25 protein-coding genes are annotated in these 26,436 nt (G+C 40.6%); 10 read left to right on the top strand and 15 right to left on the bottom strand.

The window, feature by feature from the left end; genetic code table 11:
- Nucleotides 1-647 precede the first annotated feature (647 nt).
- On the top strand, nucleotides 648-1,205 hold the full coding sequence (locus tag IEV91_RS19555; protein WP_188499116.1) for a DUF3267 domain-containing protein: 558 nt from the start codon (nucleotides 648-650) through the stop codon (nucleotides 1,203-1,205).
- Between the two features lie 31 nt (nucleotides 1,206-1,236).
- On the opposite strand, the gene IEV91_RS19550 is transcribed toward IEV91_RS19555, so the two are convergent.
- The gene (locus IEV91_RS19550) at nucleotides 1,237-1,824 is read right to left on the bottom strand and encodes a YpmS family protein (protein WP_188499115.1); all 588 of its coding nucleotides are present in this window, start codon (nucleotides 1,822-1,824) and stop codon (nucleotides 1,237-1,239) included.
- Between the two features lie 139 nt (nucleotides 1,825-1,963).
- Between IEV91_RS19550 and IEV91_RS19545 the strand changes: the two genes are divergently transcribed.
- Nucleotides 1,964-2,149, top strand: coding sequence for a hypothetical protein (locus IEV91_RS19545; protein WP_188499114.1), 186 nt, complete (start codon nucleotides 1,964-1,966; stop codon nucleotides 2,147-2,149).
- Nucleotides 2,150-2,295: 146 nt separating this feature from the next.
- Nucleotides 2,296-3,300: a peptidylprolyl isomerase gene (locus IEV91_RS19540; RefSeq protein ID WP_188499113.1), complete on the top strand. Its 1,005-nt coding sequence runs from the start codon at nucleotides 2,296-2,298 to the stop codon at nucleotides 3,298-3,300.
- Between the two features lie 1,244 nt (nucleotides 3,301-4,544).
- Here IEV91_RS19540 and IEV91_RS21790 read toward each other — a convergent pair.
- The 6 genes from IEV91_RS21790 to IEV91_RS19510 all read right to left on the bottom strand — a co-directional run bounded on the left by IEV91_RS21790 (nucleotide 4,545) and on the right by IEV91_RS19510 (nucleotide 12,178).
- A complete protein-coding gene (locus IEV91_RS21790) occupies nucleotides 4,545-4,835 on the bottom strand; it encodes a sporulation YhaL family protein (protein ID WP_229745664.1) in 291 nt (96 codons plus the stop codon).
- Between the two features lie 85 nt (nucleotides 4,836-4,920).
- Nucleotides 4,921-5,892 (bottom strand): 3'-5' exoribonuclease YhaM, encoded by a 972-nt coding sequence (yhaM, locus tag IEV91_RS19530; RefSeq protein WP_188499112.1) that lies wholly within the window; start codon nucleotides 5,890-5,892, stop codon nucleotides 4,921-4,923.
- Nucleotides 5,893-5,920: 28 nt separating this feature from the next.
- A complete protein-coding gene (locus tag IEV91_RS19525) occupies nucleotides 5,921-7,255 on the bottom strand; it encodes a HAMP domain-containing sensor histidine kinase (RefSeq protein WP_188499111.1) in 1,335 nt (444 codons plus the stop codon).
- On the bottom strand, nucleotides 7,256-7,933 hold the full coding sequence (locus IEV91_RS19520; RefSeq protein ID WP_188499110.1) for a response regulator transcription factor: 678 nt from the start codon (nucleotides 7,931-7,933) through the stop codon (nucleotides 7,256-7,258). It lies immediately after the preceding gene.
- Nucleotides 7,926-10,922 (bottom strand): AAA family ATPase, encoded by a 2,997-nt coding sequence (locus IEV91_RS19515; RefSeq protein WP_188499109.1) that lies wholly within the window; start codon nucleotides 10,920-10,922, stop codon nucleotides 7,926-7,928. The genes IEV91_RS19520 and IEV91_RS19515 overlap by 8 nt, the downstream gene beginning before the upstream one ends.
- 32 nt (nucleotides 10,923-10,954) lie before the next feature.
- Nucleotides 10,955-12,178 (bottom strand): metallophosphoesterase family protein, encoded by a 1,224-nt coding sequence (locus tag IEV91_RS19510; RefSeq protein ID WP_188499108.1) that lies wholly within the window; start codon nucleotides 12,176-12,178, stop codon nucleotides 10,955-10,957.
- A 177-nt stretch (nucleotides 12,179-12,355) separates the two neighbouring features.
- Here IEV91_RS19510 and IEV91_RS19505 point away from each other — a divergent pair, with 177 nt between their 5' ends.
- On the top strand, nucleotides 12,356-12,541 hold the full coding sequence (locus IEV91_RS19505) for a YhzD family protein (protein WP_188499107.1): 186 nt from the start codon (nucleotides 12,356-12,358) through the stop codon (nucleotides 12,539-12,541).
- A 655-nt stretch (nucleotides 12,542-13,196) separates the two neighbouring features.
- Here IEV91_RS19505 and IEV91_RS19500 read toward each other — a convergent pair.
- From IEV91_RS19500 to IEV91_RS19475, 6 genes are all read right to left on the bottom strand, one after another.
- On the bottom strand, nucleotides 13,197-13,691 hold the full coding sequence (locus IEV91_RS19500) for a spore coat protein (protein WP_188499106.1): 495 nt from the start codon (nucleotides 13,689-13,691) through the stop codon (nucleotides 13,197-13,199).
- A gap of 542 nt (nucleotides 13,692-14,233) precedes the next feature.
- Nucleotides 14,234-15,070, bottom strand: coding sequence for a Cof-type HAD-IIB family hydrolase (locus tag IEV91_RS19495; RefSeq protein ID WP_188499105.1), 837 nt, complete (start codon nucleotides 15,068-15,070; stop codon nucleotides 14,234-14,236).
- Between the two features lie 143 nt (nucleotides 15,071-15,213).
- On the bottom strand, nucleotides 15,214-15,840 hold the full coding sequence (locus IEV91_RS19490) for a bifunctional 4-hydroxy-2-oxoglutarate aldolase/2-dehydro-3-deoxy-phosphogluconate aldolase (RefSeq protein ID WP_188499104.1): 627 nt from the start codon (nucleotides 15,838-15,840) through the stop codon (nucleotides 15,214-15,216).
- Nucleotides 15,841-15,853: 13 nt separating this feature from the next.
- Complete coding sequence (locus IEV91_RS19485; RefSeq protein ID WP_188499103.1) at nucleotides 15,854-16,810, bottom strand: sugar kinase; 957 nt, start codon at nucleotides 16,808-16,810, stop codon at nucleotides 15,854-15,856.
- Nucleotides 16,811-16,825: 15 nt separating this feature from the next.
- Complete coding sequence (gene uxuA, locus IEV91_RS19480) at nucleotides 16,826-17,896, bottom strand: mannonate dehydratase (RefSeq protein WP_188499102.1); 1,071 nt, start codon at nucleotides 17,894-17,896, stop codon at nucleotides 16,826-16,828.
- A gap of 30 nt (nucleotides 17,897-17,926) precedes the next feature.
- A complete protein-coding gene (locus IEV91_RS19475) occupies nucleotides 17,927-18,931 on the bottom strand; it encodes a LacI family DNA-binding transcriptional regulator (RefSeq protein ID WP_188499101.1) in 1,005 nt (334 codons plus the stop codon).
- Nucleotides 18,932-19,257: 326 nt separating this feature from the next.
- Here IEV91_RS19475 and IEV91_RS19470 point away from each other — a divergent pair, with 326 nt between their 5' ends.
- Nucleotides 19,258-20,373 (top strand): hypothetical protein, encoded by a 1,116-nt coding sequence (locus IEV91_RS19470; RefSeq protein WP_188499100.1) that lies wholly within the window; start codon nucleotides 19,258-19,260, stop codon nucleotides 20,371-20,373.
- 64 nt (nucleotides 20,374-20,437) lie between these two features.
- On the opposite strand, the gene IEV91_RS19465 is transcribed toward IEV91_RS19470, so the two are convergent.
- Together IEV91_RS19465 and IEV91_RS19460 are read right to left on the bottom strand one after the other, a co-directional pair.
- Complete coding sequence (locus IEV91_RS19465; RefSeq protein ID WP_188499099.1) at nucleotides 20,438-20,785, bottom strand: YlbF/YmcA family competence regulator; 348 nt, start codon at nucleotides 20,783-20,785, stop codon at nucleotides 20,438-20,440.
- 123 nt (nucleotides 20,786-20,908) lie between these two features.
- Complete coding sequence (locus IEV91_RS19460) at nucleotides 20,909-22,057, bottom strand: DUF445 domain-containing protein (RefSeq protein WP_188499098.1); 1,149 nt, start codon at nucleotides 22,055-22,057, stop codon at nucleotides 20,909-20,911.
- A 106-nt stretch (nucleotides 22,058-22,163) separates the two neighbouring features.
- Here IEV91_RS19460 and IEV91_RS19455 point away from each other — a divergent pair, with 106 nt between their 5' ends.
- From IEV91_RS19455 to IEV91_RS19435, 5 genes are all read left to right on the top strand, one after another.
- Nucleotides 22,164-23,525 carry a YheC/YheD family endospore coat-associated protein gene (locus IEV91_RS19455; RefSeq protein WP_188499097.1) on the top strand — a complete coding sequence of 454 codons (1,362 nt, stop codon included), beginning with the start codon at nucleotides 22,164-22,166 and terminating at the stop codon, nucleotides 23,523-23,525.
- Between the two features lie 57 nt (nucleotides 23,526-23,582).
- Complete coding sequence (locus IEV91_RS19450) at nucleotides 23,583-23,795, top strand: DUF5342 family protein (protein WP_188499096.1); 213 nt, start codon at nucleotides 23,583-23,585, stop codon at nucleotides 23,793-23,795.
- A 131-nt stretch (nucleotides 23,796-23,926) separates the two neighbouring features.
- Nucleotides 23,927-24,112, top strand: a complete 186-nt coding sequence (locus IEV91_RS19445) for a hypothetical protein (RefSeq protein WP_188499095.1) — start codon at nucleotides 23,927-23,929, stop codon at nucleotides 24,110-24,112.
- A 90-nt stretch (nucleotides 24,113-24,202) separates the two neighbouring features.
- Nucleotides 24,203-25,126, top strand: coding sequence for a PucR family transcriptional regulator (locus tag IEV91_RS19440; protein ID WP_188499094.1), 924 nt, complete (start codon nucleotides 24,203-24,205; stop codon nucleotides 25,124-25,126).
- Between the two features lie 91 nt (nucleotides 25,127-25,217).
- Nucleotides 25,218-26,318 (top strand): ABC transporter ATP-binding protein, encoded by a 1,101-nt coding sequence (locus IEV91_RS19435; RefSeq protein ID WP_188499093.1) that lies wholly within the window; start codon nucleotides 25,218-25,220, stop codon nucleotides 26,316-26,318.
- Nucleotides 26,319-26,436: the final 118 nt, after the last annotated feature.

Genomic DNA, 26,436 nt, shown 5'->3' with positions numbered 1-26,436 from the left:
TCACCAAACTAGCGGAGGAAATCCACGGAGACTCAAAAAATCGTAAAAACCACGATTTTTCTGCGAGGACTAGTCTCTTAGTCGCTTTCCTTAGTCCTGTGGGCATGAGGAAAGCGAGCGACCTGGAGCGGAAATCCACACTATTAACCCGACATTAATCTTCTTGTAGTTACGTCGGAATCTATAGTAATTGCGACACATGATGCGAATTGAGCCGATACTGAAATGGCTCGTCTTCCGTGGTAATCCGCGAAATCACACGACACATAGGACGTATAAACTTCAGTGGCGTCACACAAATATGACAATTTTTAGCCAAAATTATTTTAAGTTCTGGATAGTCTAAGCCCCCTTTCGTTTAGATGAATGGCATTAGTTCAAAAGGAGCAAATTTGCCTTAAAGATAGACCATTGAGAGGGCCCGCTGCTATAGGTATTGGCGGCCTTTCCTGGCTTTTCTTTAGGGAAGTAAAAGACAAGAAACTTTCGTATGATTTTGCTTGAAATTTTTTTTGGAATTAGGGGTTGATTTTTGATTCCATTCAAAGTAAATTAGTTGAGTAGCTTTTCCTTAAACATTACTGAGGGTACTCGAATATAAAAATTAATGAATGAAAATAAACAGTATGTAGAAAGAAGGTGTGACCATGAATTGTTGGAAGTCCTTTAATATCACTAAGGATCTGGGATCGCTTAAGTTAACGATTTTTTCAATCCTTGGATTGATCAGCTTTTATATTGTGTTTAATCTTTCCTTCCATAGGGAGGCTTCACACAATGATCTAAGTCTATTGAATGTCATTACTTTCATTGTCTTATTGATGCTTATCCTTCCCATCCACAAGCTCTTACATGGTGCACCGATTTGGTTAGCAGGGAAAAAAGCGGATTTGGTGATTGAGAGAAATCGATGGTTTCCTATTGTCTACTGCCAAATTAAAGGACCTATTTCAAAATATCTGGCTATTATCTCCTTAGGTTGCCCTGCCATTGTAGTGACTTTTATCATGATTTTACTTGCACTCATTTTTCCGTCACAAATGAATGAGTATGCTTTCATCGGTGCTATTAACTTTGGGTTAAGTGTTTTTGATATTTTATATCTTCTCCATTTGTTTTCGGCTCCCACACATGCCTTTATCGAGGATGACCGAGATTGCTGTCGCATTTTAATAAAAGAATCCGTAAAAAACAAGGCCATATAATCACTGTGGCCTTGTTTTTATGTATAACCTATTATTGTTTTGTGGCAACATGGTAGATGTTAAAAAGGATACTATCCTTTGATAGGTCAATTTCCTTGGCTTTAAAGTAATAACGATCTTTAATAAGGAATTGACTTAATGCCACATTGATTTTCTTTTGACTGGGAATAATATCTACCCAATCAGGTAAATTTCCTCCTGCATCAATAAATTTTAGAACCTGTGATTCAGGAAGATTGAAGGAGGCTAATTTTGCAGCCTTTTCTTCAAGTTGAATATCACCGTTCACAACACTTGGAGCGAAATCCATCTCAAAAGGTATTTTTAACCCAAGCACTTTTAGATTACCTATGATATTAACAGTATCAGTCATATCCACATGAAACGATAAATTTCCAGTTGGGTGCTTATCAATTTCCTCATTAATCATTTTTGTTAGTTGTGCTTTATGGCTACTTACAGTAAACACAGGTTCGGTTGCCGTCAGCTTTTTACTCGCATCAGAGGAAATTTTGTTCTCAGGCAAAGCAATAACCCATATAATGAGTGCAATAAGAATGACGAGAATTCCCGCGTTAATACCTGCAAGCCAAAGAAATGCCTTTTTCCATTTTCCCAAACAATCACCTTCTCTCATTCAGCTATTCTACGATGGTAAAGGAGCAAAAAATTACCGACTTTCGCTAAGATATGGCTACCATTTTTTTATAACTTTTGATAACCTATTATTATGCTCTTTTTCGCAGGAGGTCAAATGCATGATCTTTATATTCTTTATCATTTTTTCATTTTTTATTTTGTACACATATAATGCTTTAGTCAACCGCCTATGTACAAAGAATGAAGTTCCCGAAGAGAAGCAAAAGCTTATCTACAACTACGTCAATGTTTCGACAGTCTTGTTACTTCTCTGTACGTATTATGACTTTACTCACGTCTCTTAAGGCACCCTGAATGTGGGACCTGACAAGGCTTAATGATGTGATTTTTTACATTTTTTGAAGAAAGACTTAATGTTTGACACGATTATATGCTATATTATAAAAAGTCTTAATCAAAACTTGAAAACCAATTATGGGAGTGTCAATTTATGAAAAAATGGATGACAATTGTTGTTGTCATTATCGGCATACTAACTCTATCAGCATGTGGAAACTCCAGTGTTGTAGAAACCAAGGCCGGCGACATCAGTAAAGATGATTTCTACAAAGAACTTCAGAAAGAAGCAGGGTCAGCTTCCCTTCAAAAATTAGTTTACGAAAAGATCTTAAGTGACAAATACAAGGCAACAGACAAAGAAATAAATGATGAAATTGACAATGAGATTGAACAGCTCAAGAGTCAATATCAAATGACGAGCGACGCTCAATTGGAGCAAGCCTTAGCAGCACAAGGTCAAACTATGGATGATTTCCGCAAAAGCTTTAAAGATGATGCCAAACTTCAAGTGCTTTTATTCAAAGCCCAAACAGATGGTATCAAAGTAACGGACAAAGACTTACAAGATTACTTCAATAAGAATAAGGATACTTTCGTTCAAGTCAAAGCAAGTCACATCCTTGTAGATTCCGAAAAGAAAGCTAATGACATTGAAAAGAAAATCAAGAACGGTGAAGATTTCGCAAAGCTTGCTAAAGACAATTCCACTGATCCTGGAAGCAAAGACAATGGCGGTGACCTCGGCTGGTTCGGTAAAGGCACCATGTACCAAGCATTTGAGGATAAAGCATTCTCAATGAAGGTCGGCGATATCAGTGAACCAGTTAAGACCGATGCAGGCTGGCACATCATTAAACTTACCGGTAAAAAGGACAAGCTCTCTGATGTGAAAGCTGCAGTCAAAAAAGCTTACTTAACATCAAAAGAGAAAGATGCACAAACAGTCTTAAACAAATTGCTTAAAGACAATGACATCAAAGTCAACCTTAAAGATGATCAATACAAAGGTCTTTTTGATCCACAAGAAACAACGACAACACCATCAACCTCTACTGACGATAGCAGTAGCCAGTCCGATGATAGCAGTAAGTCATCTGATGACAGCAGCAAATCTTCAGACGATAGTTCCAAGGATTCAAGTAAAAGCGATAAATAATTCTTTAGAGGCTTCCGCTAAGCAAATGGCGGAAGCCTAAGTTGCACTTATAAGGTCTTCCACTAAGTTATAAATTCTGACGTTTAAAAAGGATGTCCCAAAAGTTTTACTTTTGAGGGCATCCTCTTTTTTGTGTCTAATCTGTATTACCTCACTCATATCCCAGGCCGATCGGAAATGGTTAATAGAGGTCTCACCAATCCACTACGAGACTCCTTCGGGAACAGCACGAGTCCGAAGATCCACTTGGGAACAAAATAGTCCATTCCCAAGTTAGCTGAGGCCACTAAGGACGATCGGTTAAAATCGTCACGTCATTAAGGAACTTCGACTAAAATCGTCACATCCGTGTGACAACGTCGAAGCTAGCACATCAATACCACCCCAAAAAGTAAAGAACACTTTTCGGGGACCCCGATGGTGCGTCGAACACCGATCCTACCCACGTCAAAAAATCGTAAGAACACGATTTTTCTGTGAGACCTATTCTCTTAGTCGCTTTCCTTAGTCCTGTGGGCATGAGGAAAGCGAGCGACCTGGAGCGGAAATCCAACTACCCGTTACGTCGCAATCTATAGCAAGTTATACTTTTTGTATTTCACGGATCGCGTGATTTCCATTTCGGAATTTTATTCGTTATTTGATTTATATTTTAAAATTATCAAAAGGATATCTGTTGGGTTTGGAGGCGCCTTTCGCTCTAATCCACTTGATGGCAATCGATGCTTTTTGAGCGGTTTCACAGGAATTAAATCAATGAATTTCTTTTTTTTTGCTATGCAACCAAGCTAGCGAAGGAAAGACACGTAGACTCAAAAACTCGTAAAAACCACGATTTTTCTGCGAGGATTACTCTCCTAGTCACCTTCCTTAGTCCTGCGGGAGCAGAGGCCTAGGTGAGACCCCTATTTCACCCCAAAAAACAAAAAGCGTTTTTGGGGACCCCGGTATTTTGCGGAGCGCGAGGAGGCTCACCAGCCGCCCGCGGAAAGCGGAGTGTAATTCCGTAGCGGTGCTTATGTGTGGTGAGTTACGTCGCCATTCCCTTCTACTCCTAACATTTATAACTTAAGACAGCACATTCTTCTATAAAATTCTCCGCAGTTATTAATAGCTATCCGATAAAGATGTTTTAACAACTTTTTGACACGTTGTTATATCCCTAACCTATAAAGGCTATATTTTTCTCCTTTAAAAACACAAAAGAAAAAACCAGGTTGCTCTTATCCCTGGCTTCATCCACATTATAATTCTTCTCTTGTTTTTTGCTTACGACGGCGTTCCCGTTCTTCTTCCATCCGATGAATGTAGACCTTTCCCTGGTCTTCAATCACTCGGGGATCCACCTGTTCTTCTTCACCCGAAGACTTCAAGAATTGCCATGCACTAATAATAATCCCCAAAATCACGGCAATAATCCAAATAGGCATGCTACCAATGCCATTAGCCAAGCCATTCAACGCTCCAATTTGTTGAAAAAAGTAAACAATGATTAACAGCCCAATGATCGAAAACGTCCATCTCGCTCTTTTCACAGAATCCTCTCCCTTATACAAGCTCCAATTTATAACCACTATATGCAGGAGAGGACAAGATTATGATTCCTTGTCCTATAATCACTTATATTTTTTCTGAATTCACTGGAACACGCGCTTGCTCAAAGCTAGGTTTATAAAACGAACGATTATCCATTGCAAAAAGGCGTTCTGTAAATTCACCAGGTTTCACTTTTTCTAATGAACGGTTCATCATATTTAACTTCGCATCGAGATTATCAATCATGTGGAGGATTTCTGCCTCCCTTACTAAAGGAGGCTTAGGGCTCCCCCATTCTCCTTTAGAATGGTGACTTAATATAAGATGCTGTAAAATAACAACCTCTTCGCCCTCAATCTCTAGCATTTTCGCCATTTCAACAATTTCATTGGCCATAATCGAAATGTGCCCAAGTAACTTTCCTTCTAAAGTATAGCTTGTCCCCATAGGCCCCGAAAGCTCTGTTACCTTCCCCATATCATGTAAAATGATCCCGGCATATAACAGATCAGTATCCAAATCAGGATAGAGACCAGCGATGGCTTTGGCTAAATGAAGCATTGAAGTCACATGATAGGCAAGTCCTGACATGTATTCATGATGGTTTTTCACCGCTGCAGGATATTCAAAGAAAGCGTCCTGATGTTTTTTTACAAGCGCTCTAGTGATACGTTGCATTTTAGGATTTTGGATTTCAAAAATATATTGATTAATCTGATCCATCATGTCCTGAATTGCCATAGGTGCAGTTGGAACAAGATCTGACTTGTTCACGTTATCGGCTTCAGTCACAGGACGAATGGCACGGATTTTCAATTGCTTTTTTCCTCGAAAGGATGTAATCTCTCCCTCCACTTTAACAACGGCTTCAGGGATAAAGATCTCTTCATCTTCTGCTGTTGCGTCCCACAGCTTAGCCTCAATATCACCAGAAATATCCTGTAAAATGATCGTTAGGAAAGGTTTATTGTTACTCGCTACTGAACGGGTCGCTGATTTAATCATGAGATAATGATTAACGGGATCGCCTTCTGCACAATGTGTAATGCCACTCATTTTTAATTTCTCCTCACTATTAGTTTTTCTAACTTTTAGTTTGCTTATTTTTGAAAGGAAGAGTGATCACAAACGCTACGCCATTTTCTTGGTTGTGGACCTCTATGTGACCATCGTGCCGTTCAACAATTCTTTTAACGATAGCAAGTCCAAGCCCAAATTGCCCTTTATTTCCCTTTTTAAATGGCTCAAACAATTGATTTTTTTCTTCCTCAGGGATAGGAACCCCATCATTCCGAACGACAATTTCTCGTGCCTTCTCTTTTTCTTTCGCTTGTAAAGTAATTTCACTCTTAGCATACCGAAGAGCATTTTCAACTAAGTTCTCTAATACAATAGAAAACTGCTCTTCATCAACATCGATCTCAACCTCTTGTCCTTCTATCATCATTGAAATTTCAGGATGTCCACCAGAAAAACGCGCAATGATCGACTCTGCCATCGGACCAAAGATTAATCTTTTAAGCTCTGGTCGTTCATCTCGTAATGAATCCACTTTTGTATAATATAATAACTTTTGCACGCGCTTCTCCATAAGTGCCGCTTCATCCATAATTATATCCATTGTATCATCTGCCGGATAGACACCATCCTTTACAGATTGCGCGTAACTCTGGATCACCATTATGGGTGTCTTCATTTCATGGGAAGCCCTTTGGAGGAATTGTTTCTGTGAATCGTCATAACGGACAAGGTTCTGTCTCATGTTCTCAAATTGATTGGAAAGCTGTTGAAATTCATCACCGCTATTCCACTTAAAGGGTTTCTTCCAATTAAGCTTGGAGATTTCCTCAATCTGATTCCCTAAAGCCTTCAAAGGTGCTTTAAGATATCTTGTTAACCAAGCTGTTAGGATTAAGGCAATGACAATAGCAAAGATGAGGATATAAAATAATTTCATCCAGAGCTTTTTAGCCATTTCCTTCGTGTAAGTGTCTTTCATATAGGAAATAATATAGCCGTTTGTCATCTTTCGAACAATATAGAAAAGGGTCACATTGCTATTACTGATTTGATACTCTTTAAGCGTAACCTTTTGAGACTCAGCCTGACTGACCATTTTATTTAAAACAGCCACAGGAATGGATTCCCCCGCGACTATATTATTGGTGGAGACAAAAATGTGCCCAACATCACGGGGACCGTGTTGATATTGAATTAAACTATTGGGATCTTCATCATCTAAATAATCCTGCATATATGGAATAAAATTATCTTGTTGACGCTTAATAAGGTCAAAGGAGTCTTCCTTTAAGGCCTGCTGAAGTGAAAAAGGATAGGTAATACCCACAATCAATCCAATAATGAGGATCAGCATAATAAAAGATACCCAGATCCTTTTGGTTAAGGTCCATTTTATCATTTAGCTCACTATCCTATAGCCAGCACCGTAGAGTGTTTCCAGATTCAATCGTGGTAACTTCTTTCTCACCCTTCGAATCACATCATCAACAGCTCGCGTGGAGCCTACATAGCTCTCTCCCCATACTGTCGTTAATATTTCCTCACGTTGTTTGGCAACATTAATATTTTCCAAAAGGAAAAGGACGACATCAAATTCTTTCATTGTCAAATCAATTTCCTGCATCTCTTTATCAAAGACTTTACGTCGATTAATATCAAACTTGTAGCCTGAAACCTCTATTAAGTGAGATTTTAGACCTTGACCATAAATTCTGTGCAGTAATTTTTTCGTGCGTATCACAAGTTCTTTAGGTAAAAACGGCTTTGTCAGATAGTCATCACTGCCCATCTCAAGACCTTGAATCTTATCGAGATCGCGGTCACGTGCGGATATAAAGATCACCGGTTGTTCAGAATTGTTTTCTTTTATTTTCTTAATAAGATCAAATCCAGAAATCCCCGGGAGCATGATGTCGAGAATCCATAAATGAACGCCATCATGGATATAATTCAAAGCATCCTCTGCATTATTAAATACAGTAACCTTCCACCCTTCTTTTTCTAAATAAACCTTGAGTATGGAGGATAACCTTTCCTCATCCTCTACCAGATGGATATGAAAACTAAAATCAGCCATAGGATTCCATCCTTTCACTAGATAAGTCGATTCTTTCCATGCCTTGGTTAGGATTCATTTCATGACAGGTCAAAATAATAACTTGTCTTCTAACCGCAATTTTTTTTAAGAGATTTATGGTCTGCTCTTTTCTATCATCATCAAAATTTACAAAACCATCATCAATAAATAAAGGCAATGCATACGGAGCTGAAAAAATAGCCGCCAAAGCTAAACGCAAACTCACATAGACCTGCTCTTTTGTGCCCCGACTCAGCTGATAAAGCGGAATGATTTTCCCTTCTGTCAATTCCAATATAAACTGATCTTCCTCAGAAAAAAAGATGTTTTTATAACGTCCTGCTGTAATTTCCTTAATATACTCAGATGCTTGATGGAGCACCTTTGGTAATTGTGTTTTTCGATAGGCTTCTTTAGCCTCTGTAAGCAGCTCCTTGGCCGTGCGGTAGACAGCCCATTGTTTGGCTAAATCATTAAGTTCAGAGCGTTTTTCCTCGTATTCATGTTTCAAATCAGCATGAGGGATGGTTTCCTCCAGTTGCCGAATCGCGGAATTGAGATCAGCAATTCTTTTTTGCTTAGAAGCCAGACTCTCTTTTAGTGCCTTTACCTCTTGAATTAACTCTTCTTCTTGGGTCTCAGCCCAATAGCCAGTCTCAAACCATCGCATGGCTTGATTAAGGAAATCTTGCTGGGGGACGACATGATTGATCTGGAGCCACAAGCTTTCCCTTTGCTTCTTAAGCTCTCTCAGCTCTTCAGCTCTTTTCGCCAAATGTCTGAATGCCTCTTCTGTTTCAACACCCGCTTCAGTCAAAAGCTTGTCACATTCTTCTTGATAACGGGCAATTTTCTTCATTAAACCCGCTTCTTGTTCTTGAAGTTCTTGGATAGTATCCTCTAATTGCCTCCGCTTTGATTGATTTTCCTTATATTTTACTAGATCAGCTTCAAAATCAAAAGGTTGGTATTCAGGAGCTTCAAGTTCTTGCTGCAACATCTCTAGCTTGTGCTCGTAGGCTTCTTTTCGGTCTACATGCTCTTGTTGCTGAACCTCAAGATGATGCATACGAATCTTTCTTTCTTTAACACCCTCGATCAAATCATAAATGTCGAGATAGATGACAGCATTATTGACTATTGGAAACCCATAAACTTTTGCCCATTGCTTGATCTCGGCCAGAGCCTGATTCATCTCAAAACGCACATTGTCAAAACGAGTAATGTTCTCTTTATAGCTTTGCTTTGCCTCTTCTAATCGCTGGGTGTCAAAGCGCAACTGATCACGCTTGCTCTTCTCTACTTGATAGCTTTCCTTAAGCTGTTGCTGATCCTCAGAAGACTTCTGATTCAGAAGCTCATCAATTCTTTGCATCTCTTTTTTTATGGCCTTTAGAATAGGTTCAACAGGTTGGCGACCTTTTAATGAACGCATAATTAAAAATGAGGCAGCAGCAAAAAGAAGCCCAAATCCAATCGTAAGCCCACCACTTAAGCCTGCTCCAAAATAAATAAGAACAACGCCGAGTACGAACAAACTAAGCAAGAAGCCACTGGGTAAACCGATCATTAATGTTTCGATCCTTTTCTGGGTTTGCTTCCGTGCTTCTAAATCACCCATCTGTTGCTGCTTCATTTGCTTTTCTTGAATCAAAAGCTGACGATCCTGATCCCTAAAAATAGCCGTTTCTAGAGCTTGAAACTGATCATCAGGCATCGAATTCTCTCGGCCTTTATTACAGGTCTCTTGAAGCTGAGTAATGAAATCTTCCTGTTCATCAATCGTTGTTTCTAAAACCTGATGTTTTTGCTTGAGGCTTTCGAAGCGTTGAAGAAGCTCCTTCAACTCCTGCTTAATGTGGAATCCTGTCTGCAATGTTTCAATGTTGATGCTCGCATCAACGACACCTAATTTCTGCAATTGAAGAGCATATTCCTTTTGTTCAAGGCGCAAGCTTTCATTTCTCACTTGAAATTCAGGTTCTACACTCTGGATAAATTCATATTCACGACGCAGGCTATAAATTTCCTCTTCCTTTGCTATAAAGGCTGTATCAACCGTTATTGTTTGCATTCTCTCCTTGAGTGCAGCCTGTCTTGATCTAAGCTCAGCGGCTTCTCCTTGTAATGTGACAATCCTACCATGCCACTGCTCATATTGAGAGAGTCCTTCATCTGGAAAGGAGGCATGATCAGTAAACTCTGTGATTTTTGAGAGGAGGAATTGGTAATCAATGAATAATGATTCACAGGCTTTATATTTAAGGAATTGAGCATGCCTGTGCTCTGTAGCTTTTAATCTCTCTTCTTCTTGCCCTTGTTGATCCAGTAATGTTGTTAACTCCTGCTTCCAATGCTTGTAATCATCCAGAGTTCGATGCCAGCTGGTCAACTTCTTTTTTAATTCACTGAGTTCCGAGATCAATTTATTTATGGGTGGGACACTTCCGCTTGGCTTAAAGAGATGGGCCGCCTTTTTTTGTAGATGATTTTCTAGTTTAAAAATATTTGAGCTTCCCATCATGCCTGTACTGAATAAATAATGGTTAAACTCATCAGCTTTCATACGGTCTAAATCTTTTAAACCCTCTAAATTAAAGCTAAAGATAGAATCATAAATTCTCCTGCTATATCCTTTTAACCATTGCCTTTGAAGGTCATCTTCATCTCCTAAGTCTCCATGAGGTAAATAAAGAGTGGCTTGTCCCTCATTTTTGTGAAGATATCTCTCAATCTTAATCCTTCCTATGCTCTCAATCTCAATAGTTAAGGTTCCCCCTATATCTAGCTTTTCAATGGGACCTGATATATAGGGGCGGAGTTCAGTCTTTTTAGGAAAGCCAAAGAGTATGGCCTTAATAAAAGCCATTAGGGTCGACTTACCTGCCTCATTCGGGCCATATAGAACAAGAAAAGATCCTTCACCAAAGGTTTGACTCCATTGATAAAATTGTCCAAAACGCTCAATATAGACGGAAATGAACTTCATAGCTTCACCTTCCTTCTTATTCAAACTGCAATCTAAGAGGTTATCTCTTTATGTAAGACTTCAATGAGTAATCGTTCAGCCTCTTTAATCAATTGACGTTGGTCAGACTCACGAAGAGGTTCTAAGTATTGGCGTGCTCGCACATGTTTATAGAGTTCGTCTAAACTAGGTACACTCTCTATATTTTCGCTTAATCTTATTAAATCTCCAAGAAAATGGGATTCTTTCCGCAATTGCTCATAGTCATAGTCCTGTGTGAGTGAAGACTGAATCGTATAGGGCCACACAAAATCCCTTCTCTCTTCTTCGCCCTCACGCAAAACCTCTAAAAGCTCCTCCACAAATTCCTCTTCAAGCAGTGCTTTTAGATGGTTGCTCTTTTTTAACTGTAATCTTAGTAAAACACCTTGAGAGTGAAGGCGACTCTTTTCTTTAACTTCCTTTAACTTTGTAACCAAGTGGTCCATTGTTTCCACTTCACCCATGCTTAATTCAAGGTGCTGCCAAATAATATCCGCTGCAGATATAAAGGTCATTTCACTACCTTGTTCCTCTAATTGAACGAGATAAAAACCTTTGTCACCTGTTTCTTTAGCCGAAAGTCCTTGTAAAGACCCGGGGTAGTGAATCGGCGGCTCTTGCTGTAATGCCAGTCTTTGATGGATATGTCCAAGTGCCCAATAATCAAAATCCTTCTCGAGTAATTCTTGAACGGTAAAAGGCGCGTAGACATCATGATCGGTATTGCCTTTTATACTCCCATGAAGAAGGCCAATATGAAAATCTGCATTTGATTTTCGCTGATATAAGGAAAGCATACTCTCAGTAATATGCCGTGTTTCATAGCTAAAACCATAAAGATTCACCTTGGGTTTGCCTGGTCTGTTAAAACCTAATACTTCTGGAGCAGAGCCAAACACATGGACATTTTCTCCATAAGTTATCTCATGCCATTCTCCATTTAACGGATCATGATTCCCGTGGCTCATAAAAACTTCGATATTCTGTTCCTCAAGGCTTTGACAAGCCCTTTTCAAGTGCAGTTGCGCCCGTAGACTGCGATTGGCTTCATCAAAAATGTCTCCTGCAAGGATCACGAAATCAACACTTTGTTCTCTTGCGGTTTCAACCAGTCGATCGAGGGCTGTAAATGTACTTTCTCGCACACGTGCTTTTAATGCTTGAGGCAACGATGACAGTCCCTTAAAAGGCCGATCGAGATGAAGATCAGCTGCATGAATAAATGTTATCGACATGATTTCACCTTCTCGTTTTTTTCTATTTTACCACACATTATCCTATTGGGTACATATGTTCTGTTCAAAATAATAGTAAGGCTGTTAATGAAGGAATTTTAGTACACTGTCTGGAATACTTTATTATGATATCGCTACAAAAATCTTATCCCATGACACAAGGAGGCGTTCTTTAGCATGCGAAAATATATATTAACCGTTTTTAAAAAAGATGGAACCAAGCTTCTGGATGAGTCCTTTGAGGCCGCTGATGATAAAGAGGCGAGAAGGATTGGCGAACAACGGTTGGATGAACAACAGTATTCCGACTATACGAGTCGCGTGACTTCACCAACGGGGAAGCTTGTCCATTTTCATCGCTAAATCTCACGTTAAAAGTTGCCCTTATAAGGTCTTCCACAAATTTCTGATGCTACAAAAAAACGGGCAATGAGAGTCCGGACCTCGTATAGATATTGAAAAAGTTTTTTTACCAAAAGGCAAGAAGCATCAGCAACACGGTTGATTGGAATGGAAGGTGCGAGACGCCTTCGGGAACAGCAACCAGCGTTACATCACGAGTAAACTTCGAGTTGTTCCGAGGAAGTTGACCACGAAGCGATACGAGTAGACGCAGGAACAGGTGACTTTTAATCATAATACTTGGGAAACTCGATAACCCATCCCAAGTTAGCTGAGGCCACTAAGGACGGTCGGCTAAAAACGACACGTCATTAAGGAACTTCGACTAAAGCCGTCACATCCGTATGACAACGTCGAAGCTAGCAGCTCAACCACCCCAAAAAGTAAAAATCACTTTTCGGGGACCCCGATTACCACCCCAAAAAGTAAAGAACACTTTTCGGGGACCCCGATGGTGCGTCGAACGCCGACCCTACCCACGTCGTGTGGGCATGAGGAAAGCGAGTAGCCTGTAGGGGAAATCAACACCGGTGATATCCCTAATTTTTTCTTCCCTGTTTAAAAAGAGGCCAGAATCTCTCCCATTCAGAGAGAAGCGGCCTCTTAATTTTTATGTTTAACCTTCCATGTCTAAAGCCATTTTTGCCCTTTTCAAATCGCCTTCTAGAAGCTTATTTAAATCATAGGCAGGATAATCCCCTTTTTGTTGCATATAATTGAATACTTTCGTATGGCATTCAATAGCCTTGTTGAGATGCTTCACAAAGGTTGACTTTAAGGAAGGGGTGGCTGCCTCGGTTACTGCAATAGCATAACTCTTTATGGACGTTTTTGCACAATTTAATAGTTCGGCTGCATAAAAACTATCATCTACCCTGGGGCTCATGGCTTTGTTCTCATGTCTTGGGGCCTTAGGATAAAAACGGACGAGTTCAGTTAACTGATTTTCATGATCACCAATTGCTTGCTGATAAAGCTGTTGAAGCATCGAGTCTTGAATTTCCGGACAAAACAATTTCAATTTCATTAAAGCGGTGGTGTTCATTGCTACTAATTCATGAAGCTCTAATGTTTCATGCCATGCTAGGTGTGCCTGTCTTTCTTCGTTCATTTCCATTACCTCCAAATGTAAAATCGATACATTATATGTGTCCTTCGCTTTTTAGGAAGATGTCCATGAACAATTTCTAAGGCGCGCCTCAGCCATCGAAGGTAAGATGCTCGTTAAGGTATTAGGCTCAACGCTACATAAAAACTGCCCTGCACAGGTCCTCGAATACCTAAAGGTTTCCATTTTAAACTAAGAGTCCTACCTTCAGAGAGTCCATTCCAAAATGAGCTGTGGTCATTAAGGAACTTCGACTAAAACCGTCACGTCCGTGTGACAACGCCGAAGCTAGCACATCAATACCACCCCAAAAAGTAAAGAACACTTTTCGGAGACCCCGATGGTGCGTCGAACGCCAACCCTACCCACATCAAAAAATCGTAAAAACATGATTTTTCTGCGAGGATGATTCTCTTAGCTGCTATCCTTAGTCCTGTGGGCATGAGGAAAGCGAGCGTTCTGGAGCGGAAATCCACACCGTCCTGTTGACCAGAAATTTTCTGCTTCATGAATAAAAAACCCCTTGAAGGGCTTCCTCCAAGGGTTTATACATAAGACTTCATTTGTTTTCTAAAGACCTCTTTGACCATATAAGCAACGCCGTTCATATCATTAGAGCGTGTGATCCAATCCGCTCTTTGCCGCACTTTTTCAGGGGCATTTTTCATGGCGACACCTAGACCTACTTTCTCGATCATTTCAAGATCATCATAAGAATCACCAACAGCAACAGTATTCATCAATGAAATACCAACATGTTGAGCAAGGCGTGCAAGACCGTTGAATTTCGAAGCCCCATTTCTTGATAAGGTCAGCGTCTGATCCTCTTCTTCTTTGACTTGAATCGTCGGAAAGAAGTCAGCCAGTGATTGAATCACTTCCTCTTTATTTCCTTGATAGAGTGTGACCTTTACATCCGTTGCATCATCATCGTTCTCTCTCAGATAATCACTTAATGAGGACACATAGACGACGGGATAAAACAACGGCTCACTGACTCCAATCGTCATTTTCGTTAAAAGGTTACTCTGCTTTGAACGATTGCTGACAGATAACTTTTCATTAGAGAAACGGACTTGACACTGATACGTTTCAAGAAATTCGACGAGTTGAAGGAGCACATCATGTTGAATTTTACAAGTATAAAAAGGTTGATCAATAGATGAAGAAATAAAGGCACCATTATGAGTCACGATTGGATACTTTAGCTTCAAGGCCTTTGCAACCTTAGCCGCAGAATGAAAATTTCGTTCAGTTACTAAAGTGACAGCTGCCCCTTTATCCATAGCAAACTGTACAGCCTCTTTTGTCTCACGATCAAGACGGTTACTATTTTTTAAAAGGGTCCCGTCGATGTCTAAAGCAAGTAAGCGATAAGCCAAGGTCATCCCCCTCTTTATTTCAGAGATCTGCCTTTCTAGAATAGATCTCTAATCTATGATTCTTGTTCAAACATATGAAAGTCCGTCTGCAATTAGAACATGCCAGCGAAAAATGTTTTCTTTTTACATGATTTAAAAGAGGGTTAAGAAATTTTTGCCCGAAACTGTGCTGCCTTTTCCTTCAACTCACGGAAACCGTCTTCATTGTTGAGCGCCTTGGTATTCACTAGCGCACTTCCTAGTCCAGCTGCAACCGCACCGTTATCAAAGTACTCTCTAATATTGTCTAGTCCCACTCCACCTGTTGGCATTAGCGGAATATGAGGTAAAGGCCCATGGACGTCTTTTAGATAGCGAGGTCCCATTATATTTGCTGGAAAAACTTTAATCAAATCGGCGCCCTGTTCATAAGCACTCAAAATTTCCGTCGGAGTCATCGCACCCGGAATAGACACTTTTCCGTAACGCTTTGTGATTCTGATCGTTTCACTATTGACTGTTGGAGAAAAAATAAATTCAGCTCCTGCCATGATGGCCGCCCGGGCCGTTTCTGGATCTAATACTGTCCCAGCCCCTACTAATACTTCTTGGCCAAATTGGTGCTTCACCTTTTCAATGATGGCTAGAAAGCCTGGTGTCTCTGCCGTGATCTCTAAGATGTTCACGCCGCCATCCTTTAGCGCCTGGACTGTCGGTAAAATCGTCTCTTGCGTAGTCCCTCGAATAACAGCTACTAACTTTTGTTCAAAGATTGTTTGTAATGTATTCATCCCTATCGCTCCCTTAACGTAGAATATCTTCTTGGTTCATTCCTTTAATAAAGGTCTCTACTTTTTTCCGATCGGGTAAGCCTTCAACATCCCCACTAAAAGTAGTGACGATAGCCCCGATAGCTGCCCCACGTTGAACAGCCTTTTCAAAGGGGAGCCTTTCCAATAGCCCCGATAAGAACCCCGCTGCAAAGCCATCTCCTGCTCCGACAGGATCGACTACCCGCTTTATTGGAAAGCCTGGGACATAGCCCTCACCTTCATGCTTTGAATAATAATAAGCCCCTTCTGCCCCTAATTTTAAGACGACACTTGAAGGGCCGCATTCGATAAATTTTTTAGCCATGTCTTCGGGCTGGTCTTTTCCAAATAAAAATTCACCCTCACTGATTCCTGGCAAAACAATATCGGCTTTAGAAACGATATCGAGGAGTACACGACGTGCTTCTTCTTCTGACCATAGCTTCCGGCGCAAATTGGGATCAAAAACAACCGTGACACCCTTTTGCTTGGCAATGTCTATGGCTTTAAAAACAGTTTCTCGGCAGCTTGCGCTTAAAGCCGGTGTAATGCCTGTGAGATGGAGATAGCGGGCCCCCGCAATATAAGCTTCATCTAAATCTTCCGGTGACAATCGACTCGCCGCAGAATTTCCCCGGTAATAATACACATTAATTTCCTCATCTGTTACCATTTCCTTAAAATAGAGGCCTGTTGGTGCCTCACCATCAAAAAGGGCTTTAGACACATCCACGCCCTCTCCTCGTAAAAAAGTGAAGATTTTCTTTCCAAATTCATCAGCTCCTAAGCGACTAAACCAACCGACATGATGACCAAGACGCGCTAACCCCACCGCCACATTGGATTCTGCACCTGCAATTTTCGACGTAAATGTTGAAGCATAGCGCATATAGCCTGGCGTTTCTGGCGTAAAGAGCACCATGGATTCACCTAATGTCACAACATCCATTCTTATCCCCCCTATTTATCTTTTGTTGACGCCGCGCTCTAGAGCATCCCAGATTCCCAATAAGTACATAACACCCAAGGCTCGGTCATACAATCCATAACCTGGCCTGCATTTCTCATTCCAGATGTGCCTTCCATGGTCAGGTCGGACATAACCTTGAAAACCGATGTCATGATAAGCTTTTACAATCCCATAAATATCAAGTGAGCCATCCCTTGTTCTATGAGAGGTTTCAATAAAATCCCCATTCTCATAAATCTTGATATTTCTAATATGCGCAAAAGGTATTCTATCAGGAAACGACCTGATCATATCAGCAATATCGTTTGCCGGGTTGGCGCCTAGCGATCCGCTGCAAAGCGTCACATTATTATAAGGACTGTCGACTAACCGAAGTAACCTTTCGACATTTTCTTTACTCGTGATAATGCGTGGTAGGCCAAAAATCGACCAAGGCGGATCATCTGGATGAATCGCCATTTTTATGTCATGTAATTCTGCCACTGGGATAATTTGTTCTAAAAAATATTTTAAATGAGCCCATAAAGCTTCTTCATCTACTCTTTTATATGCCGAGAATAGAGTTGAAAGCTGACTGAGCCGCTCAGGTTCCCAGCCCGGCATTGTAAATTCAGGATTGTTAACAATCGTTTGAACTAATTCCTCAGGGTCCATACTTTCAGCTTTTGCTTTCTCATAAAAAAGTGCTGTAGAACCATCTGCCATCTCTTTGTATAATTCAGTTCGTGTCCAGTCAAACACAGGCATGAAGTTATAACATATCACCTTCACCCCCACCTTCGCTAAATTTGCGATGGTAGTTTTATAATTTTCTATGTAGCGATCCCTTGAGGGAAGTCCGAGTTTAATATCTTCATGGATATTAACACTTTCGACGACATCGATATTGAGTTGATAGCGTTCAGCTTGTTCCTTCACTTTAAGGATTTCTTCCAGCGGCCATACTTCACCTACCGGAATATCGTGGAGTGCCCACACAATGCCCTCCACTCCAGGGATTTGCTTAATCTGACTTAATGAGATACTATCATTGTTCTCCCCATACCATCTAAATGTCATTTTCATGGTTTTTCCCCTTTTTTATAGATTCCTAATTTAACAGGAGGCCCGTTGAATAAGCCTCGGTGGAAACCGATGAATCTGAGATGACTTTAGATCCTCCACGCCATTTATTTTATGAATGAGTAAATCAGCGGCTTCTTTTCCCATCCTAAATGTTGGTTGGGCGATCGTCGTTAATGGTGGATCAAAAAGACCAGCAAATGGAATATCATCAATACCAATCAATGCAAAATCTTCAGGAATACGAAGCTTATATGCCTTAACCGCTTTCAAAATTTCAATCAAGGCTAAATCATTTCCAGCTAAAATTGCGGTTGGCGGCTCTTCTAAAGCCAACATTTCCATTAAGCCTGCCTTAATGTCTCGCGTCTCTAACCCTCGCTGATAAGCCCGACCGAATGTTATCGCTTGGTGCTTCAAAATCTCTCCAAAAGCGTCCATCCTTTCGACTCGAGGTGTCACGTGGTGAATGAGTGACGTTGTGATGATGCCAATGCGCTCGTGTCCCTTTGAAAGGAAATGATCCACTGCAAGCTGGACGGCAGCATGGTTATCGAGAAGAAAAGCATCAACGGCCACTCCTTCCACAAGCCGGTCGATAAAAATAAGCGGGTAATCTTCTTGAAGTAAATCTTCATATAGTGCTTTGTTCTCTCCTGTTGGAAAGACAATAAACCCATCGACTTGCTTTGCCCTTAACATCTGAATGTACTTCTTTTCTTTAGCTGGATCATCATCCGCATTGCAAACAATGACGTGAAAATCATGCTCATGACAGACATCCTCAATGGCACGAATGATCTGTGTTGAAAAGACATGCAAAATATTTGCTACAATGACACCAATGGTCGATGTTTTTTTCTGCTTTAAACTTCTCGCGAGAACATTGGCTTCATACCCTAACGTTTGAATGGCTTTCTCAATCCGTAATTTCGTCTCCTCTCCCATATAATGATAGCGTTTGTTAAGGTACTGTGAGACGGTGCTTTTTGAGACATTGGCATGCCTTGCAACATCTGCCATGGTCGGTCTTTTCATATTGACTCCTTTGCTAAAACGGTTTACTAAATCGATTTAGTTGCATTATAAAACATTTGAAAACGTTTCACAATACCTTTTAAATGATTTATTGAGAAAAATCAAAGTTTGCGAACCAGGATTCTTTTCGGTGCTCTGAGAATACTTTTAATACCAAATAATCCAACCGCAGGGCGCGTGTTCTGAAGCAGGGTGCTTCACCGTCTTGATGACCAGAATTTTATACATTCCAAGAAAACGGACATCACCGCACTGTTTGGGTGAAGGTTTTTCAAAAGAATCGCGAGAACGGGTACCACTGTGCTGTTTGGGTGACCGTTTTTCAAATGGATTGGGAAAACGGGCATCACCTCGCTATCTTGGTGACCGTTTTCCAAAAGAATCTAGAAAACGGGCATCACCTTGGTATCTTGATGACCGTTTTTCAAATGGATCGGGAAAATGGGCACCACCTCGCTATCTTGATGACCGTTTTTCAAATGGATCGGGAAAATGGGATCCACCTCGCTGTCTTGGTGACCGTTTTTCAAAAGAATCTAGAAAACGGGCATCACCTCGCTATCTTGGTGACCGTTTTTCAAATGGATTGGGAAAATGGGCATCACCTTACTATCTTGGTGACCGTTTTTCAAACGGATCGGGAAAATGGGCATCACCTTGCTGTCTTGGTGACCGTTTTTCAAATGGATCAGGAAAATGGGATCCACCTCGCTATCTTGATGACCGTTTTCCAAAAGAATCTAGAAAACGGGCTTCACCTTGCTGTCTTGGTGACCGTTTTCCAAAAGAATCTAGAAAACGGGCATCACCTTGCTATCTTGATGACCGTTTTTCAAATGGATCGTGAAAATGGGATCCACCTCGCTGTCTTGGTGACCGTTTTCCAAAAGAATCTAGAAAACGGGCATCACCTCGCTATCTTGATGACCGTTTTTCAAATGGATCGGGAAAATGGGATCCACCTCGCTGTCTTGGTGACCGTTTTTCAAAAGAATCTAGAAAACGGGCATCACCTCGCTATCTTGGTGACCGTTTTTCAAATGGATCGGGAAAATGGGCATCACCTCGCTATCTTGGTGACCGTTTTTCAAATGGATCGGGAAAATGGGCATCACCTTGCTGTCTTGGTGACCGTTTTTCAAAAGAATCTAGAAAACGGGCACCACCTCGCTATCTTGATGACCGTTTTTCAAATGGATCGGGAAAACAGGCATCACCTGCGCACATCAATACCACCCCATAAAGTAAAAAGCACTTGTCGGGGAACCCGATGGTGCGTCGAACGCGGACCCTACCCACATCAAAAAATCGTAAAAACACGATTTTTCTGCGAGGATTATTCTCTTAGCAGCTTTCCTGAGTCGTGTGAGCATGAGGAAAGCGCGTGTTCTGGAGCGGAAATCCACACCGTCCTGATGACCAGGAATTTCCTGATCTTTTAAAAAAAGTGGAAAGACATGAAGTCTCTCCACTTTTAAAACCCACAGGTATTTTTAGTTCTTTCAATTAACCTTCTTGACCATATAACTCATCTAATGGTTTAGCGATGATTTTGTTCATATCATTAAACAAGTTGCTCATGTGTTGTTCGGCATTCATTAATGTACTAATTAATGGATGCTGCTGCACGAGTTGGAACTGTTGGTTCGCTTGATTCGCTTCTTCCTCAGTCAACTGCTCACCTTGCATCTGTTTTTGTTGCAAAGTCATCTGCAACTGACGGAAATTCGCGAACAACTGCTTGGCGCTCTCGTCCTTTTCAATCTCTTCATGTGCCTTTTTTAGCACATTGTATTCATTGCTTTCACGAATGGCTTTCTCCAAATCGTAAGCAACGTCGTATAAATTCGCCATTTGAAACCTCCTGAAATTTTACAATAGACAAACACTGTTTTCGCCCATCATTTATTTAATCTCTTCCAGTGTAACAAAAATCAGGGGTCCACTTCATCCCTCAGCCGAAAAAGTTTACATTTATCATTGAATAAAGAGCATAATAATCGCTTGAAAGACGCCGATGATGCCTCCAAGTAAGGCCCCAAGATAAGTAATCATCTTAAATTCTCTTTTAGAAATTAAAAGGACAACCTCTTCAAGCTCCTGAAGGGAAAAGGCTCGCACCTGATCTGTAATAAGTTTCTCAAGATCAAGGACCTGTAAAATCTCTGTGATCCTCCCCGACAAAGTGCGTAAGCCATATTCAACAAGCACAGGCACTTCTTCTAAAAGCGGTGCTTTAAGTCCTGACAAAACTTCTGATGGTGATTTTTCTAATAGACGAGTGACCGAGAGCCTTGGAACAACCCTTTCATGGACAAAATCTCTAAGTGTACCTTCCGCCTGCCATTTCTCATCGATTTCCAAAAGCGTGAGGTCTTGAATCTTGAACCACTCTGTCTCCAATAACTCATGTAATGCCATGATAAAGGACGGTTGCCTTAAGAAACTGATCATTTCTGGATAAAGCTTGTCTACAAGACTCTGATTCCCAAGAAACATTCCGAGCATGTTGCCTAAAAAACCTTTATTTTCAAAAAAGCGATCCAAATGATCTTTTACCGTTTCTCTTCCCTTTTCACTTTCCAAGTAATCCGTTAACTGTTGTCCAATATAACGGGAAAATTCCGGGAGTTGACTTTCAATCAATGGCTTCATGCCCTCGGGTATAATTTCCCTTACAGTCTTGTCTTTGTTGTCCTCCCAAAGAGAATCAAAAGAACCCATAACCCAGTCGTCAATCATCGTATTCACATGCGAGATTAATCTTTCTCTTTGTTCTTCATTTTTAATGTAACTACGAAAAGGTTTCTTTTCATCTAACCATTTTTCAAGTTCTCCTTGAATAATCGAAGTGGTACGCTCCTGTAGTTGGCTATCTGCAAATTTTTTCTCCAGGCTATCTGCAGTCAGCAAATGCTTCATCACTAGCTTTCCAAGCTGACCGGCAATTTCTTCCCGCCTTTTTGGAATGACACCGGGTGTGAACGGTAACCGCCATTTCCCGATATAAACCGGCCGATGGGGCCTAAATAACATCTTAATCGCAATGGAATTGGTCACACCCCCGATAATCGCACCGATGACCACAAGAAGGACGAATGTCCCTAATACTTCTCCAACACTCATTTCGTTCACCCTTTTTCTTCATACACTTTCCCATTCCACTCACGCCCAGAATAAAGTGACCATATACTAGCACGAAAGCACATGACAAATCTGGAGGTCAGTAAAGATGGACTCATACTTCGTCGAGAAAATCAATCAAAAGCAAGGTACGGTTTATTTACCTCATGCATTATATCAAAAGGAACTCTCTAAGGTGACATTCTCTACAAAAACGGTATTATGTACATTTAGAGCCTCCCGCAATAATAAATGTTATTTCTCCGAAGATATCTGGCAAGCATTAGGCATCCCTTTTGCTCAAAAATGGACCCTCTATATTCATGAAGACACCTTATACTTTTTACCTATCATTGGCTTATTTACGACTCAATATAACAAGAGTACCTTACGCCCCTTTGGAGAGAGGACAGAGCAGTTTAAACAGCTCTTACAGCTCACGAAAGCTCATGGTGGTTGTGCCTACCTTTTTACAACCGAACACATTCACTGGGAAAACGGCTTGATTCGTGGCATTGTCTATCATGATCATCAATGGCAAGAGCAAACCCTTCCGTTTCCGCAGCTTGTCTATGACCGTACGCCAAATCGCCGTGCTGAACGATTAACTATGGTCAAGGACATTAAACAGCGTTTCCAACAGGATTACGGTATTCCTTGGTTTAATCCACAGTTTTTTAATAAATGGGACATACACACAAGATTGCAAGGACACCCTCTGGCGAGTCAATATCTCCCGAAAACCTATCCTTTAACTGAAAAATATTTAAAAACGGCTCTCTCTAATTTTACCACGGTCTATATAAAACCGAAAAAAAGTAGCCATGGTGTAGGCATAAAACGGGTGACCGCACTGGACCATGGAAAAATAACCTGCCAAACAAACACGATAGACGGTTCCTATTCAAAACAGTATCCATCACTCAAACATTTTCTTGTCAGTGAATTTCAAGACCATCCTACCGAACATTACTTTTTACAACAAGGCATTCCGTTAAAAACCAAAGATGGAAAGCCATTTGATTTTAGAATCCATACGAATAAAGACGGACAAGGACAATGGCAGGTCAGTGCTTGTGCAATAAAAATCGCTGATCCCTCAAAAATAACTACCCATAATCAATATGGAGGGGAAATCCATTCTTTAGTAGAGTGTTTAGGAAAAGAGAAGGCCAAGGTTTATTATGATTTCCTTAAAGAGGAAGCCCTGACTCTGAGCCAGATTCTTGATGAACAAATAAAAGACCTCATCGGCGAACTCGGGTTGGATTTGGGCATTGATGAAGATAACCGGGTGTGGCTCTTTGAGATTAATGCCAGACCAGGGAAAGTGATCTTCCACCACCCTAAGATCCGTAAACAAGAGAAGTATGTTAACCACTATTGGATTGACTATTGTACGTATCTTGTCAAGCTCTCCATTCAAAAACCTCTGTGGTTTGTAGAAGCAGCTGATTTGATCCCGTATTAAAATTAATGATTTACAACTTTCAGGTTAAATGGTATGTTCGACTTGAGGTGTTTGAACATGATGACACATTTCACATATCAACCCTTTTTGTCTAAACAAACCCGGAGAAGAGAATATCGTATTTCCTTCTTTTATAAAGGGCAACTGTATAACGGTATCTATCATTATGACGGGCAAATTGATTGGGATGAGCGCCCAGATGAAGCAGATATAAAAAAATTAACCACTCAAGTTCATGAGTTTATGCTTTTTCATGTTTATGATGCGTAAACCCATTTAGCGGGGCTTGCGCCTTGAAGCTTTAAGAGCTCAACTGACATTTAAAATGCTGCTTATTTCGTCTCTCATTTGTTTTACAAACAACGGTTTAAGGAAACCCTTTAACTAAGGGGGGTTCTTAAGTGGATAAAAAAATCAGAGCAGAAAAAGATCTACAACACGAAGGTCGTCAAGAATACTATCTTGATATCGATCGCATGATGTCTGAAGGCCTAGCAGGAGGAACGGTGAATCCTAAGTATGACCATCCTTCTGTTGACTATTATCATGAGATCGCTGTAACTGAGGATCCACCTCGAGAGACCTAATCCCTTTTGCTTGGTCTTATTGGACCAACGCCAAGACACCCAATCTTAACTTAAGATTGGGTGTTAATCTTTAAAAAGGAGATTTTGCCCATGCTTGAATCCTTAAAATCCCTTTATGGACAAGCCTTTACATATTATGACGAAGAAATAAAAAATCCAGAAGACTTTTTCTGGTTTGAAGAGGAGAAGGGCTTCCAATTCGGCATCCGAAAAATGGCCATCACAGAACGAGAGCTTCAATTGTTAAAGTTACAATTTAAGACCGCCGATCAACTCATTCAGCCCCGAAGCAAGGAACAGGATGCGTGGGCACAACTCTTATTCCATGGAGCCGTCTCGGTTGCGCAAAAAAATCTTCTTTTCTTCCCAAGTTTTCCTTTATATCTCTCTTTTAAAGCTCTACCTCACGATCTTTCATTATTTGAAGAAGCGATTCATGGGTTTTTTTCAAAACAGCCTGTTATTATTTGGCAGGATAGACAGGCAATTATTATGCTCCGTCACGCCCATGATTATGGCCTTGCCAGTGACCTCGTTGAACTCTTGGCAACCGAACTTTTTATTGATTGTACAGTGCTCACTGGAGCTATTCTCTACGAAGAACATTTAGCCCCTCAAGGGTATAACATCCATCATGAGTTATTCCAACTTGCCAAAGAGTTGTATCCGCGGCAACGGGTGATTACTCTTGATGCCTTAATCCCTATATACCTTTTGAAAAAAATACCGACGACCGATGCCAAAATCCTTCTTAATAAAATTACTCAAGCTTTATCTGAAGGCGGCAATGAGCTAGAGGAAACGCTGACGATCTTCTTACAAAATAATATGAATGTGTCTACAGCTTCAAAAGCTTTATATATCCATAGAAACAGCTTACAATATCGATTGGACAAGTTTACTGAGAAGACTGGGCTTGATCCGAAGACCTTTGAAGATGCCATCATTATTTATATTGGGATTTTAAAGCATCGTCTCAACCAACTTGTCACATTTTCACAAGGAAACCCATAATCTTTGTGCACTTTGCTACCTATTCCCCGCCCATAAAAACGTTTACAATTAGAGTATATTAAGAACGAAAGAAAACGAGGGGGAATTTAAAATGGCTAATATTACGATGAAAAACATCGACAAGGTCTACGATAAGGCAGAAACGAAATCAGTTGATGGTTTTAACCTCGACATTCAAGATAAGGAATTTATCGTCTTCGTCGGTCCATCAGGTTGCGGTAAATCAACAACACTTCGGATGATTGCGGGTCTTGAAGATATTACAAACGGAGAACTTTATATCGGTGACCGTCTCGTCAATGATGTGGCTCCTAAAGATCGTGACATCGCGATGGTTTTCCAAAACTACGCGCTTTATCCACACATGAATGTTTATGACAACATGGCTTTTGGTCTTAAACTTCGTAAATTCAAAAAGCAAGAAATTGAAGAAAGAGTACAAAACGCGGCTAAAATTTTAGGGATTGACAAATTCCTTGATCGTAAACCAAAGGCTTTATCTGGTGGTCAAAGACAGCGTGTCGCTCTTGGTCGTGCGATTGTTCGTGATCCTCAAGTATTCCTTATGGATGAACCATTATCTAACCTTGATGCTAAACTTCGTGTACAAATGCGTGCCGAACTTACAAAGCTTCATAAAAGACTACAAACCACAACAATTTATGTTACTCACGACCAAACAGAAGCGATGACCATGGCTACCCGTATTGTCGTTATGAAAGACGGGATTATCCAACAAGTGGGTACACCTAAAGAAGTTTACGATCTTCCAGAAAATATCTTTGTTGCTGGCTTTATGGGATCACCTGCAATGAACTTCTTGAAAGCAAGACTCGAAGACGGTCAGGCTGTTGTTGGAAGTAATAAGTTTAAGATTCCTGAAGGCAAAATGAAATTACTCCGTGAACGTGGTTATGTCAATAAGGAAGTTGTTCTTGGTATTCGTCCTGAGGATATCCATGATGAACCATTATTCATCGATTCTTCTAAGGATACTGCCTTTGAAGCTAACATCGAAGTGGCAGAATTAATGGGTGCAGAAACCTTCCTTTATTCTTCCATTGGTGAGGATGCATTCGTTGCTCGTGTTGATTCACGTACAGATACAACAAGTGGTCAAAAGATCACCTTGGCATTAGATATGAACAAAGCACATTTCTTTGATGTCGACAACGAATTACGTATTCGTTAACATTAGAATAAATAAAACAGGGAAGTCGCAAATAGCGGCTTCCCTTTTCCATAATATTGGCTCTATTATATATGTTGGGGTTTGTAGACAATTTACAATGCTGTTTTGGTTAAGTGAA

Source organism: Pullulanibacillus pueri (genome assembly GCF_014639255.1).
GTDB classification, from domain to species: domain Bacteria; phylum Bacillota; class Bacilli; order Bacillales; family Sporolactobacillaceae; genus Pullulanibacillus; species Pullulanibacillus pueri.
The sequence above is the reverse complement of the archived record's forward strand: the minus strand, read 5'-3'. Positions and strand labels throughout refer to the sequence as shown.

Bases quoted from the DNA above. Each gene is read 5' to 3' on its own strand.
- IEV91_RS19435 (WP_188499093.1), top strand. From the start codon at position 25,218: ATGGCTAATATTACGATGAAAAACATCGACAAGGTCTACGATAAGGCA.
- IEV91_RS19545 (WP_188499114.1), top strand. From the start codon at position 1,964: ATGATCTTTATATTCTTTATCATTTTTTCATTTTTTATTTTGTACACA.
- IEV91_RS19520 (WP_188499110.1), bottom strand. From the start codon at position 7,933: ATGGCTGATTTTAGTTTTCATATCCATCTGGTAGAGGATGAGGAAAGG.
- uxuA (WP_188499102.1), bottom strand. From the start codon at position 17,896: ATGAAAATGACATTTAGATGGTATGGGGAGAACAATGATAGTATCTCA.
- IEV91_RS19510 (WP_188499108.1), bottom strand. From the start codon at position 12,178: ATGTCGATAACATTTATTCATGCAGCTGATCTTCATCTCGATCGGCCT.
- IEV91_RS19500 (WP_188499106.1), bottom strand. From the start codon at position 13,691: ATGAACGAAGAAAGACAGGCACACCTAGCATGGCATGAAACATTAGAG.
- IEV91_RS19440 (WP_188499094.1), top strand. From the start codon at position 24,203: ATGCTTGAATCCTTAAAATCCCTTTATGGACAAGCCTTTACATATTAT.
- IEV91_RS19555 (WP_188499116.1), top strand. From the start codon at position 648: ATGAATTGTTGGAAGTCCTTTAATATCACTAAGGATCTGGGATCGCTT.
- IEV91_RS19505 (WP_188499107.1), top strand. From the start codon at position 12,356: ATGCGAAAATATATATTAACCGTTTTTAAAAAAGATGGAACCAAGCTT.
- IEV91_RS19485 (WP_188499103.1), bottom strand. From the start codon at position 16,810: ATGGATGTTGTGACATTAGGTGAATCCATGGTGCTCTTTACGCCAGAA.
- IEV91_RS19465 (WP_188499099.1), bottom strand. From the start codon at position 20,785: ATGGCGAATTTATACGACGTTGCTTACGATTTGGAGAAAGCCATTCGT.
- IEV91_RS19540 (WP_188499113.1), top strand. From the start codon at position 2,296: ATGAAAAAATGGATGACAATTGTTGTTGTCATTATCGGCATACTAACT.
- IEV91_RS19455 (WP_188499097.1), top strand. From the start codon at position 22,164: ATGGACTCATACTTCGTCGAGAAAATCAATCAAAAGCAAGGTACGGTT.
- yhaM (WP_188499112.1), bottom strand. From the start codon at position 5,892: ATGAGTGGCATTACACATTGTGCAGAAGGCGATCCCGTTAATCATTAT.
- IEV91_RS19470 (WP_188499100.1), top strand. From the start codon at position 19,258: ATGGATTGGGAAAACGGGCATCACCTCGCTATCTTGGTGACCGTTTTC.
- IEV91_RS19450 (WP_188499096.1), top strand. From the start codon at position 23,583: ATGATGACACATTTCACATATCAACCCTTTTTGTCTAAACAAACCCGG.
- IEV91_RS19475 (WP_188499101.1), bottom strand. From the start codon at position 18,931: ATGAAAAGACCGACCATGGCAGATGTTGCAAGGCATGCCAATGTCTCA.
- IEV91_RS19525 (WP_188499111.1), bottom strand. From the start codon at position 7,255: ATGATAAAATGGACCTTAACCAAAAGGATCTGGGTATCTTTTATTATG.
- IEV91_RS19515 (WP_188499109.1), bottom strand. From the start codon at position 10,922: ATGAAGTTCATTTCCGTCTATATTGAGCGTTTTGGACAATTTTATCAA.
- IEV91_RS19460 (WP_188499098.1), bottom strand. From the start codon at position 22,057: ATGAGTGTTGGAGAAGTATTAGGGACATTCGTCCTTCTTGTGGTCATC.
- IEV91_RS19490 (WP_188499104.1), bottom strand. From the start codon at position 15,840: ATGAATACATTACAAACAATCTTTGAACAAAAGTTAGTAGCTGTTATT.